The sequence below is a fragment of the Curvibacter sp. PAE-UM genome, from assembly GCF_001432305.1.
GTDB lineage: Bacteria > Pseudomonadota > Gammaproteobacteria > Burkholderiales > Burkholderiaceae_C > Hylemonella.
In genome coordinates, this window is the sequence record NZ_KQ483358.1 from 3,024,434 (window position 1) to 3,036,455 (window position 12,022).

Below are 12,022 nucleotides of genomic sequence, written 5' to 3' on the forward strand. Positions count from 1 at the left end.
CTTGCCCAGCGTCTGTGTATCAGTTCGGCGCCACGGCGCGCCGGTGCCAGTCCACCCAGTAGGCCCAGAGCACCAGCAGCCACTGCAGCTGGCCGATCCAGGCGATGGCCTCGACGCTGGGCGGCGGGCTGCCCAGCACATTGCCGGCGTAGACCACGAAGAGGAAGAGCACCAGGCCCACCAGGCCCCAGCGCCCGGCGCCGTCCAGCGCGCGTGTGCTGCGGCTGTAAAGCCACACGCCCAGCATGAAGAGCGGCACCTCCAGCGCCAGCGTGAGCAGCAGAGAAGACCACAGGCGCAGGCCGAGCACGGAGCCGCCCCAGGGCCACAGGGGCAGGTCCGGCCGGTGCACCAGCAGGTCCAGCAGCCAATGGCTCAGGACCAGCCCGGCCAGGATCAGGGCGCTGCGGCGGTCGCGCCGCAGCAGGAAATGCAGGCCGGCCAGCAAGGCGGCCCAGCCCAACACGGCCAGCAGGCTGTGCGACCAGGGGTAGTGCTCGAAGACCAGGGGCGTGACCGCCGTGGCACCGGGTTCGATGCGCACCCGCTCCAGCCCCATGAGCAGGAAGGTGGGCCACAACAGGTCGATGAACTGGGCCGCCAGGAACAGCGTACCCAGCGACACCCGGGGCGCTGCGGTCTTGGCGGCAAAGCCGATGGCGAAGTGGCCGATGAACATGGGTGTCAGCTCCTGCGGCGTTTCGTGATCGCGGCACTATAACCGGGAGCGCTTGCCGCGACCGGGCCCCGCGCCCTACACTGCGGCATCGAACACCCCAAGAGGAGACCTGACATGAGCAGCCCCGCCGCCACCGATCCGCGCAGCTTCACGCGCTTTGCCGACTTCTACCCCTTCTACCTGGGCGAGCACAGCAACCGCACCTGCCGCCGCCTGCATTTCATCGGCAGCACGCTGAGCCTGGCCTGCCTGGCCATGCTGGTGGTCACGGCCCAGCCGCAGTACTTCCTCTACGCCCTGCTGTTGGGCTACGGCTTCGCCTGGCTGGGCCACTTCGGCTTCGAGAAGAACAAACCCGCCAGCTTCAAGCGCCCGCTCTACAGTTTCATGGGCGACTGGGTCATGTACAAGGACATCTGGACGGGCAAGATTCCGTTCTGACCCGGATTGCTACTGTTTCAATAGCGCATCGGCCAGCTTGAGGTCATCCAGCCGAGCGCTGCCCCAGAAGCCGTCGGTGCTCGCTTCGCGCGGCAGCAGCATGGTCTGCATGAGCGGCGCCAGCGGTGTGCGTGCCGGTTCGGCCAGCAGCACGAGGCGCGGCAGGCCGTCCTGCCCGTCGTCCACCAGCCGCCCCACCCAGTCCAGCGTCACCAGGGTCTCGATCAGCGGTTCGAGCTGCAGTGGATCGACGTGCAGTTGCTCGGCCAGCTGCATCAGCGTGAGCCCGCGGCGCGCACTCACCAGCGCCTGCAGCAGCTCCAGTGACAGCCGGAAACGCCAGCCTGGCACCACGGCCCGCCGCGACACGCCCGCCAGCAGGCTGGGCAGATAGGCCGCGATCACCGCCCCCAGCAGCACGATGGCCCAGGCCACGTAGATCCAGATCAGCAGGATGGGCAGTGTGGCGAAGGCGCCGTAGACCGCCGAGTAGGTGGGCACCATGCCGATATAGAGCGTCAGCAGCTTCTTGGCCACCTCGATGGCGGCGGCGGCAAAGATGCCGCCGGTCCAGGCATGGCCCCATTTGACAGCCGTGTTGGGCACGTAGTGGTAGGTGGCCGCCAGGCCGCCGGCGATCATGAGGAACTCGATGCCGTCGAGCAGCAGGCGCAGGCCGCCGGGCAGGCCGCCCACCATGCCGCGCGAGGCCGAGACGATGTAGGAGGTGATGGTCAGGCTGCCCGCCAGCAGCAGCGGCCCCAGGGTGATGGCCACCCAGTAGACCAGCACGCGCTGCCCCAGTGACCGCGGCCGGCGCACGCGCCAGATGGCATTGAGCGTGCGGTCGATGGTGAAGACCAGGCTCAGCGCCGTGAAAAACAATACCGTGAGACCGGCCCAGCCCAGGCGACCGGCCCGGCCGGCAAACTGCGTCAGATACCCCAGCACCTGGCGCGCAATGTTGTCGGGCACCAGGCTTTCCACCAGCCACTTCTGCAGCACGTCCTGGAACTTGGCGAACATGGGGAAGGCCGTGAACAGGGCCAGCGCCACCGTGAACAGCGGCACCAGGGCGATGGTGGTGGTGAAGGTCAGGCTGCTGGCGGACAGGCCCAGCCGGTCCTCGCGAAAGCGCTCGCGCAGGGTCAGGGCCGTGGTTTTCCAGGGGAAGCGCGAGAGGTCGGTCAGCAACTCTTGCAGGCGGAGGGACAAGCTCATCCCGCTATGATGCCACCTCCATGCAAGCCACCGACACATCCATCCCCTCCCACGTCCGGCTCAGCCGCCAACTGGCCGTGGCCAGCCTGCTGGGCCTCATCGTGCTGGGCCTGGCCTGGGAACTCTGGCTGGCACCGCTGCGCCCGGGTGGCTCCTGGCTGGCGCTCAAGGTGCTGCCGCTGTGCCTGCCCCTGGCCGGCCTGCTGAAGAACCGCATGTACACCTACCGCTGGCTCAGCCTGCTGCTCTGGTTTTACTTCACCGAAGGCGTGGTGCGCGCCACCAGCGAGCCGGCCCCGGGCGCCTGGCTGGCCGCGCTGGAAGTGCTGCTGAGCCTGGCCCTGTTTGCCGCCTGCGTGCTGCACATCCGCCTGCGCCAGAAGGCAGCCAAGGCCCAACCCCTATCCGAGACCGTGACACCATGAGTACCCATACCGAATTGCTCACCCAGCTGCGCCAGATCGTCGGCGCCCCCAACGTCCTCACCGAAGGCGACCTCAGCGCCTGGGAACTCGACTGGCGCAAACGCGAGCGCGGCCGCGCCCTGGCGGTGGTGCGCCCTGCCTCCACCACCGAAGTGGCGGCCGTCGTCAAGGCCTGTGCCGCCGCGCGTGTGGCCATGGTGCCGCAGGGCGGCAACACCGGCATGGTGGTGGGCTCCACGCCCGACGCAAGCGGCACCCAGGTGGTGCTCAGCCTGACCCGTATGAACAAGGTGCGCCAGCTCGACGCGGGCAACCTGACCATCACGGTGGACGCCGGCTGCGTGCTGCAAAGCCTGCAGGAAGAATGCGAAAAAGCCGGTTTCCTGTTCCCGCTGAGCCTGGCCTCGGAAGGCAGCTGCACCATCGGCGGCAACCTCGGCACGAACGCCGGTGGCACGCAGGTGGTGCGCTACGGCAACACGCGCGAGCTCTGCCTGGGCCTGGAAGTGGTGACGGCCCAGGGCGAGATCTGGGACGGACTGACCGGCCTGCGCAAGGACAACACCGGTTACGACCTGCGCCACCTTTTCATCGGCTCCGAAGGCACGCTGGGCGTGATCACCGGCGCCACCATGAAGCTCTACCCCATGCCCAAAGCCCAGCTCACGGCCTACGCCGCCGTGCCCTCGCTGGAAGACGCGGTCAAGCTGCTGGGCCTGGCGCACGAACACCTGAGCGCCGGCCTGACCGGTTTCGAGGTCATGGGCCAGTTCGCGCTGAGCCTGGTGGTCAAGCACTTCCCGCAGCAGCGCGTGCCCTTCTGGCAGGAGTCGCCCTGGTGCGTGGTGCTGGAAAACTCGGACAACGAATCGGAGACCCATGCGCGCGAGCAGTTCGAGCGCCTGCTCGAAGCCGCCATGGAACAGGGTTGCGTGACGGACGCCGTGGTGGCCGAAAGCATGGCGCAGGCCAAGGCGCTGTGGCACATCCGCGAGAGCATCCCGCTGGCCCAGGCCCAGGAAGGCCTGAACATCAAGCACGACATTTCCATCAACGTTTCGCGCATCCCCGAGTTCGTGCGCGAAACCAATGCCCTGCTGCTGCAGAAGTTCCCGGGCGCACGCCTGGTGACCTATGGGCATCTGGGCGACGGCAACCTGCACTACAACGTGCAGGCACCTGAAGGTGCGGACCAGGCGCGTTTCCTCAACGAGGAGGAGGCCCCCATGAATGCCGTGGTGTACGAGGTGGTAGACCGCTACCGCGGCTCGATCTCGGCCGAACACGGCATCGGCAGCCTCAAGGTGGATAAGCTGCCCGACCACAAGTCACCGGTGGCCCTGGGCCTGATGCGCAGCATCAAGCAGGCGCTGGACCCGCACAACCTGATGAATCCTGGGCGCATGATTCGCGGTTAAGGTATTTGGCTATCGTGGCTTTGCCGGGTCTCGCCCCGGCGGGCGAGGTACTTTTCTTTGCTTCGCCAAAGCAAAGTACCCAAAAGAAAGGCGAGCCGGGTGCGTCGTCCCTGCGCTACGCTCCGGGCACGCTGCGTTGCTCGAACCGGGCGGGGTGCGCGCAAACTCGCTGCGCTCAAACATGCGCGCCCCATTCTCCGCCCGCTCCTGCGCTACTCGCCTCCGCACACGGCAGTGGGAACCGGATACCTGAACCCCGCAGTCCACGCTGACGCGTGGGACTACGGGGTTCACGGTTTGTCATGAACGACATGCGACGCTATAGTCAGTTAAATTCTTGAAACAAAACTAGCACTTAGCTTGCAGCAAGGGAGGCGCCAGGATGAACGTTCGTCCATGTTATTCCGCACTTTTGCGGTCCATATCACGTTGGGCGTCACAGGAGTGCTCGTGAACCAAGTGTTGTTCGTTTATGCGTAGGGAGGCCTGAGTGAGCATCACGAACTTCCTGCTTGCCGTCATCCTTTTCATCCTCGTCAAGCAGTTCTATCCAAGTGCTATCGATACGCTCGGCCCGGTTTTTCTAGGTGCCGCAGTTATCTATGGCTGCTATTGGTTGGTCGCAAAGCTGCCAGGAAAGAGGAAGCAAAGGAACGCAACGAAGCGACAAGAGGAAGAAGATGAGAAGGCCTTCTGGGAACACCAAGGAAGGCACAAAGCCATTCGATCCAAGTACGACCCCAAGCACGAGTGGAATGAGGCAACATCTGTTCCAAGTGAATACTTGCGTGAAGTTCAGCAGTTGAATCTGGAGTACAGAGAAATGCTCCAGCGTCGCAACGGATGGACTGCCGGAGACTTTCAGTAGTGGGCGAAGCAGTGACGCCCAACTCAAACGTTAGACACCAATGGTTCCGATCGGATACATGTACAAGCAGGTCGCTCGTCGGCCAGATTGGATTAAAGCCCCCAACGTGGGAGATATCTATTCGCTGAGTGGATGTGTGTCTAAAGACTTCGCTGATTACATTAATTTCTGGCGGCACAATGGTTATTGGCTCTTCGATTCCCCACGGATCATCGAAGAGATCGCCTTAGCCAACTCAATCCCCCTTGATGGTTTATCACTGTTCTACTACGAAGCCCATGAAGAACAGTATGACGCGGACGATTGTGTGTGGACACCGTTTGCCCCTGAGCAATCGTTTGAAACAAACATAGAAATCCCACAATCAAAAACCCTTCAGGGCTTTGATGTGACCACCTTTCTCGTTCAAACTTCACCCGAGTGTTCACCCCTCTCATGTAACTCTCTGGCTGAAGGAGTTGCTACAAATGAACACTGTCTTCTTGCGACGTTTGACGAGGCGCAAGAGCTGGTGGAAAAAGGTGTGTTCACCGACGCTGAGCCGGGGCCTTACCGGATCATCGCTGTTTACACCGTGGAGCGTAATAGTGTCTAACCTCTCACTTCACACGACAAGGGCACGCGATAGCGTGCCCTTGTCTTTTGTGCCTTCGGTTTTCGGTATCCCCCACCCTTGTGTCTGTGCCGAGAAGCGGAGCGGCAGGGGGGTCAAGAGACGCGCATGTCTGAGGCGTTAGCCGAGTTTGCGCGGCTCCCGCCTGGCGTGAGCATCGCAGGTTGCCCCGGCGCAGCCGGGGTCACAGACACCAGGGTCGCCTTCTCTTTGCTTACTTTCTCTTGGCGAAGCAAGAGAAAGTGAGTCGCCCGCCGGGGCGAGACCCGGCTAGCCACGTCAACCAACTCGTCACCCGCCAGCAGATATCAATCCAGCTTGACCCCCGCGTCCTTCACCAACTTCACCCAGAACTTCTCATCCTGAACCAGAAAAGCCGCATAGTCCGCCGGCGACTTGGACAAGGAAACCTCGGTCCCCTCACGCGCCAGCGCCGCCTTGACCGAGTCCTGCTGCATGGCCGTGCGTGTGGCCTCGAAGATCTTCTGCACGATGGCCGGGGGCGTGCCAGCCGGCACGAAGAAGCCGTACCAGAAGTCCAGGTTGTACTCCGGCAGGCCGGCGTCCTTCATGCCCGGCAGATCCGGGAACAGGGCACTGCGCTCCGTCGCGCTGATCCCCAGGCCACGCACGCGGCCGGACTGGATGTGCGGCAAGGTGGACGGCGGTGTGCCGAAGTAGATATGCGTATCACCCGCAATCAGCGACTGCATGGCCGGCCCGCCCCCGCGGTAGGGAATCTCGGTGAACTTGACCCCGGCCACCTGGGCGAACTGCGCGGCGCCCAGATGGGTGGCCGAGCCGTTGCCGGCGGTGGCCACGTTCAGGGCGCCCGGGGTGGCCTTGGCCTTGGCGATCAGCTCTTTCACCGAGTTGATGCCGGCGTTCGGGTTGACCGCGATCACCAGCGGCGAAGCCGTGAGCTTGGTCACGGGTTGCAGATCACTGGGCTTGTAGTTCAGCTTGGGATTGAGCGCGGGGTTGACCGAGATGCTGCTCGGGCTGGCGATCAGCAGGGTGTAGCCATCGGGGGCCGACTTGGCCACCAGATCCGCGGCAATGCTGGAGCCGGCACCGGCCTTGTTCTCGATCACGATGGGCTGGCCCAGGGCGCGGCCCAGGGCCTCACCCACGGAACGCGCCACATAGTCGGCGGCCCCTCCCGGGGCAAAACCGACCACCAGCTTGATGGGTTTGTTCGGATAGGCCGGCGCCTGCGCTGCAGCAGACGAAACTCCCCCCAGGGCCAGCAGCCCCGCGAGCACGATAGACCCCTGTCGCATGTGATGTCTCCTCGGTTTTTTGGAGTCAGCTGGCCCCGTTCAAGCGGATGAACCCCCGGCACATCCGAGCTTGGGCGGGCAGCAGGTCAATTCAGGGTGACGCCGGCATCCTTGACCAGCTTCACCCAGAACATCTCGTCCTTGGCCAGGAAGGCCGCAAAGTCTGCGGGCGACCTGGAGATGGAGATGTCGGTGCCTTCGCGGGCCAGTGCCGCCTTCACGGACGGTTGCTGCAAGGCCTGCTGGGTGGCATCAAAGAGCTTCTGCACAATCGCCGGCGGCGTGCCTGCGGGGACGAAAAAGCCGTACCAGAAGTCGATGGCGTAGTCCGGCAGGCCGGCTTCCTTCATGCCCGGCAGCTCCGGGAACAAGGGGGTGCGCTCCAGCGTGCTGACCGCCAAGCCGCGCAGGCGACCAGCCTGGATCATGGGCAGCACCGAGGGCGGCGTGCCGAAGGTGAGCTGCGTGTCGCCGGCCACCACCGACTGGATGGCCGGGGCGCCACCGCGAAACGGGATGTGCTGCATCTGCACGCCGGCCACCTGGCTGAAATGGGCCGCACCCAGGTGTGGCGCCGAGCCGTTGCCCGAGGTGGCGTAGTTCAAGGTGCCGGGGGCCGCCTTGGCCTTGGCGATCAGTTCCTTGACCGAGGTGATGCCTGTGGCCGGATTGGCCGCAATCACCAGGGGCGAAGCCGTCAGCTTGGTGACGGGTAACAGGTCGCTGGCCTTGTAACCCAGCTTGGGGTTGAGCGCGGGGTTGACCGAAATGCTGCTCGGGCTGGCGATCAGCAGGGTGTAGCCATCGGGCGCGGACTTGGCCACGGCCTCGGCCGCGATGCTGGAGCCGGCACCCGCCTTGTTCTCGATGACGATGGGCTGACCCAGGGCTCGGCTCAAGGACTCGCCGATCGCACGGGCGACAAAATCGGCAGCGCCGCCCGGCGCGAAACCCACCACCAGTTTCACGGGCTTGGCCGGGTAGGCCGGCGCCTGGGCCAGCGCGACGTGGGAACAGCTGCCCAGAACCAGGGCAGCCAGCAGCAGTTTGCGTTTGTGCATCTCGTATCTCCTCGTTATGAATGGTTGGCTGACGTCGTGACGGAATACAGGCTCAGGGCAGACCGGCCAGCACGATCTTGCCCATGTGCTGGGCGGCTTCCATGGCCGCCTTGGCTTCGGCCAGCTGTTCGAAGGGGAGCACCCGATCGACCAGCGGCACGATGCGGCCGTCGGCCAGCATCGGCAGGATCTGGGCCTTGAAGGGCGGCACGCCCGCGGCCTTCATGTCGGCGTTGCGCAGCTTGTTGGACACGCCGAAGAGCGTGAGGCGCTTGGCATGCAGGGCATCCAGGTCGATCTCGGCATGCAGCACACCATCGACATACCCCACCACGGCCAGACGGCCCTGGAAACCCAGGCAGCGCAGGCTCTCGGCGAACATCGTGCCGCCCACGGCATTGACCACCAGGTTCACGCCCTTGCCGCCGGTGGCCTGCATGACGGTCTCATGAAAATCAGGCTGGCGCGTACACAGCCCCAAGTCCAGGCCCAGGGTCTTGAGGTGGTCGAGCTTGGCCTGCGAGCCCGAGGTGCCGATCACCTTGGCGCCCAGGGCCTTGGCCATGGTCAGCGCCGTCACGCCCAGGCCGGAAGACACCCCCGGGATCAGCAGCCACTGGCCCGCCTGCAGTTGCCCCTGCAGCACCAGCATGTCATGCACGACCAGACCGGTCAGGGGCACGGCCGCGGCCTGTTCCCAGCTCAAACGCTCGGGCTTGGACATGGCCTCGCGCGCATCCATCAGCACGACTTCCGCAAAACCGCCACTGCAGCGGCCCATCACCGGGTCGCCGGTCTTGAAGCCCGTGACGCCCGCACCGCAGGCCACCACCTCGCCCGCCGCTTCCATGCCCGCGGCCTTGGCGCTGCCTTCGGCCTGCAGGCTGTGGCCGATGATGAACTCACCGCGGTTCAGGCCAGCGGCGCGCACGCGCACCAGCAGCTGGCCCGGCCCGGCTTCGGGGCGGGGAATGTCGCGCAGCTCCACCTCGATCTTGCCGCCGGTGATCTTGGCCCAGTAGGATTTCATCTTGTTGTCCTTCGTTGCTTCACTTGCCGCGGAACACGGGTTTGCGTTTTTCCATGAAGGCCTTGCGGCCCTCGGCATAGTCCTCGCTCTGGAAACAGCCCTGGATCAGCGCGCGGCACTTGTCAAAGTCCACCTCGGGCGAGGGCTTGAGGATCTCGGCCACGATGGCCTTGCCGGCGCGCACCGTCAGCGGCGCATTGGCGGCCAGCGCCTGGGTGTACTCGGCCAGCAGGGCGGGCAGCTGGTCCGGCGCGCAGACACGCGAGATCAGGCCCACCTCCTTGGCCTCCACCGCGCTGATACGGCGCGCGGTGAAGAACAGGTCCTTGGCCACACCGGGGCCGACCAGGTCCACCAGGTTCTTCATGGCCGAATAACGGTAGCCCAGTCCCAGGCGCGCGGCGGGTATGGAGAACACGGCGTCGCTGCTGGCGATGCGGATGTCGCAGCTCATGGCCACGTTGACCCCGCCACCGATGCAATAACCGCGGATGCAGGCCAGCGTGGGCTTGCTGAAGTTGTAGATGCCCATGAGCGCCTGCTCGGCCATGAGCTCGTAGCGGGCCACGGCCTCGCGCGCGGCGCGCATGTCCTCGAACTGCGAGATGTCGGCACCGGAGACAAAAGCCTTCTCGCCCGCGCCGCTGAACACCACCAGGCGCACGCGCTCGTCGGTTTCGGCCTGGGCCAACAGCACCGGCACGGCCTCCCACATGTCCACCGAGAGCGCGTTGTGGCGCTCGGGGTTGTTGAAGCGGATGTGCAGCGTGCTGCCATCCTCGTCCATCCAGCTCTGCACCCGCTCGGTGGGGGAGGTGTAAGTGATCTCGGCCATCTCAATAGACTCCTTGTGCCTTCAGGCGCTTCATTTCATCATCGGCCAGGCCGAGTTCGTGCAGGATCTCGGCGCTGTGCTCGCCGCGCTTGGGCGCCGCGCGGGCAATGGTGCTCGGCGTGCGCTCCAGCTGCACCGGCTGGCCCACCAGGCGCTGCGCTCCGTGGTGCGCCGAGACCACCTCCTTGACCATGCCCAGGTGCTGGATCTGCGGCTCCTCGAACACTTCCTGCACATTGTTGATCAGGCCGCAGGCCACGCCGCCTTCGTTGAAACGTTCGACCCAGTAGGCGCGGTCCTGCCCGGCCAGGCGGCGGTTGATCTCTTCGTTGAGCGTATCGCGGTTCACCGAGCGCCCCATCTTGTCGTGGTAACGCGCATCCGTCACCCACTCGGGTGCGCCCAGGATGTCGCAGAAACGTTCCCAGATCTTGGAGCCGAAGACGGCGATGTTCATCCAGCCGTCACGCGCCTTGTAGACGCCCGTGGGGATGCTGGTCGGGTGGTAGTTGCCGGCTTGCGTGGGCACCTCGCCGTCGATCAACACGCGCGCGGTCTGGAAGTCCATCATGTAGACCATGGACTCCAGCAGCGAGGTGTGCAGGAACTGGCCCTTGCCAGACGCTTCACGTTCAAGCAGCGCCACCAGGATGCCCTGGGCCGCGAAGATGCCGGCGCAAAGATCGGCAATCGGGATGCCCACGCGCATGGGGCCGTCGCCCGGCTTGCCGGTGACCGACATCAGGCCGCTCATGCCCTGGGCGATCTGGTCGAAACCCGGACGCTGGGCCAGGGGACCCGTCTGGCCGAAGCCCGAGATGCTGGCGTAGACCAGACGCGGGTGATCTTTCGCAAGCGTCTCGTAGTCGATGCCCAGGCGGAACTTCACGTCGGGGCGGAAGTTCTCGACCACCACGTCGGCCGTGGCGATCAGGCGCTTGAGCACCGCGATGCCTTCGGCCTCTTTCAGATTGAGCGTGATGGAGCGCTTGTTGCGGTGGGTGTACTGGTAATCGGAGCCGTCCTGGCCACCCAGGGTGTCGTCACCGCGCATGTGCTCGGGCATCTGGACCTGGATGACATCGGCGCCCCAGTCGGCGAGTTGGCGGCAGCAGGTCGGGCCGGCACGCACCTGGGTCAGGTCGATCACGCGAAAACGCGCCAGGGCGGAGGAAGCAGGGGTATGGGGCATGGTGGGCAGGTAGCAGCAAGTCAAACTGGGAGGCAGTGTCCTGCTCATGACCAAAAGTGTCAACACTTTTTAATGAATAGATGACACTTTTAATGGTTTTCCCCAATCCATCCCCAACGGCGGGTGCTACCATCCAGCCACCTTCGAAGCCGTATCGCCCGACCTGCCCCATGGACTCCGTCAAAGAAAAAACCGAGCAAGGTCTCTCACCCGCCATCGCGGAAGAACTCAAGCGCCTCATCTACAGCGGCGAAATCCAGCCCGGCGACCGGCTGAACGAGGCGGCCCTGGCCCTGCGCATGGGCACCAGCCGCGGCCCCATCCGTGAAGCCATCCGCATGCTGGCCGGCCTGGGCCTGGTCACGGCCGTGCCCAACCGCGGCGTTTTCGTGCGCCAGATCTCGGTGCGCGAGATGCTGGAGATCTACGAACTGCGCGCGCTGATCTTCGGTTTCGCCGCCGAACGCGCCTGCGAACACCTGGACGATGCGCACCGCGCCGAGATGGAGCAATTGCTCGGGCAGATGGACGCTGCCTGCGAGGCCGGCGAAAGCACGGCCTATTACGAACACAACCTGCGCTTTCACGCGCTGATCCTGCAACTCTCGGGCAACCAGCGTGCCCACCAGGCCTACGACGACCACGTCAAGGAACTGCATCTGTTCCGGCGCCGTTATTTCAACGCCCCCGGCAATATGCGCCGCTCCAATGCCGAGCACCGCGCCATCTTCGAAGCCATCGCCAAGGGCGCAGCCAGCCGGGCGCGGACCCTGGCAGAGCGCCATGTGCTTTCGGGGCGTGACCGGCTGCTGACCCTGCTGGACCGGCCGGCCTGAAGTCCGGACGGTCGCGCGGCACCGAGGGAGTCCCGGAGGTCGCCGATGGAGCCAAGCTTGTGCGCAACCTCAAGCACGCTCGACTCGCTGAACCTGACAAACCCGAACCGGGCGATGCGG

General features: G+C 64.9%; 13 protein-coding genes. 6 read left to right on the forward strand and 7 right to left on the reverse strand.

The window, feature by feature from the left end; genetic code table 11:
- Positions 1 to 19: 19 nt before the first annotated feature.
- A complete protein-coding gene (locus AO057_RS14480) occupies positions 20 to 679 on the reverse strand; it encodes a metal-dependent hydrolase (RefSeq protein WP_057676615.1) in 660 nt (219 codons plus the stop codon).
- Between the two features lie 114 nt (positions 680 to 793).
- On the opposite strand from AO057_RS14480, the gene AO057_RS14485 reads away from it, so the two are divergent.
- On the forward strand, positions 794 to 1,120 hold the full coding sequence (locus AO057_RS14485) for an Mpo1-like protein (RefSeq protein WP_057676616.1): 327 nt from the start codon (positions 794 to 796) through the stop codon (positions 1,118 to 1,120).
- Positions 1,121 to 1,129: 9 nt separating this feature from the next.
- Here AO057_RS14485 and AO057_RS14490 read toward each other — a convergent pair whose 3' ends face one another.
- Positions 1,130 to 2,341, reverse strand: coding sequence for a YihY family inner membrane protein (locus AO057_RS14490; protein ID WP_057676617.1), 1,212 nt, complete (start codon positions 2,339 to 2,341; stop codon positions 1,130 to 1,132).
- Between the two features lie 20 nt (positions 2,342 to 2,361).
- Here AO057_RS14490 and AO057_RS14495 point away from each other — a divergent pair, with 20 nt between their 5' ends.
- The 4 genes from AO057_RS14495 to AO057_RS17580 all read left to right on the forward strand — a co-directional run bounded on the left by AO057_RS14495 (position 2,362) and on the right by AO057_RS17580 (position 5,647).
- Positions 2,362 to 2,766 carry a DUF2069 domain-containing protein gene (locus AO057_RS14495; protein WP_057676618.1) on the forward strand — a complete coding sequence of 135 codons (405 nt, stop codon included), beginning with the start codon at positions 2,362 to 2,364 and terminating at the stop codon, positions 2,764 to 2,766.
- Positions 2,763 to 4,184: an FAD-binding oxidoreductase gene (locus tag AO057_RS14500; RefSeq protein WP_057676619.1), complete on the forward strand. Its 1,422-nt coding sequence runs from the start codon at positions 2,763 to 2,765 to the stop codon at positions 4,182 to 4,184. The genes AO057_RS14495 and AO057_RS14500 overlap by 4 nt, the downstream gene beginning before the upstream one ends.
- A gap of 490 nt (positions 4,185 to 4,674) precedes the next feature.
- Complete coding sequence (locus AO057_RS14505) at positions 4,675 to 5,052, forward strand: hypothetical protein (RefSeq protein WP_057676620.1); 378 nt, start codon at positions 4,675 to 4,677, stop codon at positions 5,050 to 5,052.
- Positions 5,053 to 5,110: 58 nt separating this feature from the next.
- Positions 5,111 to 5,647 carry a hypothetical protein gene (locus AO057_RS17580; protein ID WP_205630036.1) on the forward strand — a complete coding sequence of 179 codons (537 nt, stop codon included), beginning with the start codon at positions 5,111 to 5,113 and terminating at the stop codon, positions 5,645 to 5,647.
- A gap of 326 nt (positions 5,648 to 5,973) precedes the next feature.
- Here AO057_RS17580 and AO057_RS14510 read toward each other — a convergent pair whose 3' ends face one another.
- From AO057_RS14510 to AO057_RS14530, 5 genes are all read right to left on the reverse strand, one after another.
- Positions 5,974 to 6,948 carry a Bug family tripartite tricarboxylate transporter substrate binding protein gene (locus tag AO057_RS14510; RefSeq protein WP_057676621.1) on the reverse strand — a complete coding sequence of 325 codons (975 nt, stop codon included), beginning with the start codon at positions 6,946 to 6,948 and terminating at the stop codon, positions 5,974 to 5,976.
- 86 nt (positions 6,949 to 7,034) lie between these two features.
- Positions 7,035 to 8,009, reverse strand: a complete 975-nt coding sequence (locus AO057_RS14515) for a Bug family tripartite tricarboxylate transporter substrate binding protein (protein WP_057676622.1) — start codon at positions 8,007 to 8,009, stop codon at positions 7,035 to 7,037.
- 52 nt (positions 8,010 to 8,061) lie between these two features.
- Positions 8,062 to 9,039 (reverse strand): zinc-binding dehydrogenase, encoded by a 978-nt coding sequence (locus AO057_RS14520; protein ID WP_057676623.1) that lies wholly within the window; start codon positions 9,037 to 9,039, stop codon positions 8,062 to 8,064.
- A gap of 19 nt (positions 9,040 to 9,058) precedes the next feature.
- Positions 9,059 to 9,874, reverse strand: coding sequence for an enoyl-CoA hydratase (locus AO057_RS14525; RefSeq protein WP_057676624.1), 816 nt, complete (start codon positions 9,872 to 9,874; stop codon positions 9,059 to 9,061).
- Between the two features lies 1 nt (position 9,875).
- On the reverse strand, positions 9,876 to 11,066 hold the full coding sequence (locus AO057_RS14530) for a CaiB/BaiF CoA transferase family protein (protein WP_057677315.1): 1,191 nt from the start codon (positions 11,064 to 11,066) through the stop codon (positions 9,876 to 9,878).
- Between the two features lie 170 nt (positions 11,067 to 11,236).
- On the opposite strand from AO057_RS14530, the gene AO057_RS14535 reads away from it, so the two are divergent.
- Positions 11,237 to 11,902, forward strand: coding sequence for a GntR family transcriptional regulator (locus tag AO057_RS14535; RefSeq protein WP_057676625.1), 666 nt, complete (start codon positions 11,237 to 11,239; stop codon positions 11,900 to 11,902).
- Positions 11,903 to 12,022: the final 120 nt, after the last annotated feature.

Excerpts from the sequence above, each read along its gene's own strand:
- AO057_RS14485 (WP_057676616.1), top strand. The coding sequence starts at position 794 with ATGAGCAGCCCCGCCGCCACCGATCCGCGCAGCTTCACGCGCTTTGCC.
- AO057_RS14495 (WP_057676618.1), top strand. The coding sequence starts at position 2,362 with ATGCAAGCCACCGACACATCCATCCCCTCCCACGTCCGGCTCAGCCGC.
- AO057_RS14535 (WP_057676625.1), top strand. The coding sequence starts at position 11,237 with ATGGACTCCGTCAAAGAAAAAACCGAGCAAGGTCTCTCACCCGCCATC.
- AO057_RS14480 (WP_057676615.1), bottom strand. The coding sequence starts at position 679 with ATGTTCATCGGCCACTTCGCCATCGGCTTTGCCGCCAAGACCGCAGCG.
- AO057_RS14530 (WP_057677315.1), bottom strand. The coding sequence starts at position 11,066 with ATGCCCCATACCCCTGCTTCCTCCGCCCTGGCGCGTTTTCGCGTGATC.
- AO057_RS14510 (WP_057676621.1), bottom strand. The coding sequence starts at position 6,948 with ATGCGACAGGGGTCTATCGTGCTCGCGGGGCTGCTGGCCCTGGGGGGA.
- AO057_RS14490 (WP_057676617.1), bottom strand. The coding sequence starts at position 2,341 with ATGAGCTTGTCCCTCCGCCTGCAAGAGTTGCTGACCGACCTCTCGCGC.
- AO057_RS14520 (WP_057676623.1), bottom strand. The coding sequence starts at position 9,039 with ATGAAATCCTACTGGGCCAAGATCACCGGCGGCAAGATCGAGGTGGAG.
- AO057_RS14500 (WP_057676619.1), top strand. The coding sequence starts at position 2,763 with ATGAGTACCCATACCGAATTGCTCACCCAGCTGCGCCAGATCGTCGGC.
- AO057_RS14515 (WP_057676622.1), bottom strand. The coding sequence starts at position 8,009 with ATGCACAAACGCAAACTGCTGCTGGCTGCCCTGGTTCTGGGCAGCTGT.
- AO057_RS17580 (WP_205630036.1), top strand. The coding sequence starts at position 5,111 with ATGTACAAGCAGGTCGCTCGTCGGCCAGATTGGATTAAAGCCCCCAAC.
- AO057_RS14525 (WP_057676624.1), bottom strand. The coding sequence starts at position 9,874 with ATGGCCGAGATCACTTACACCTCCCCCACCGAGCGGGTGCAGAGCTGG.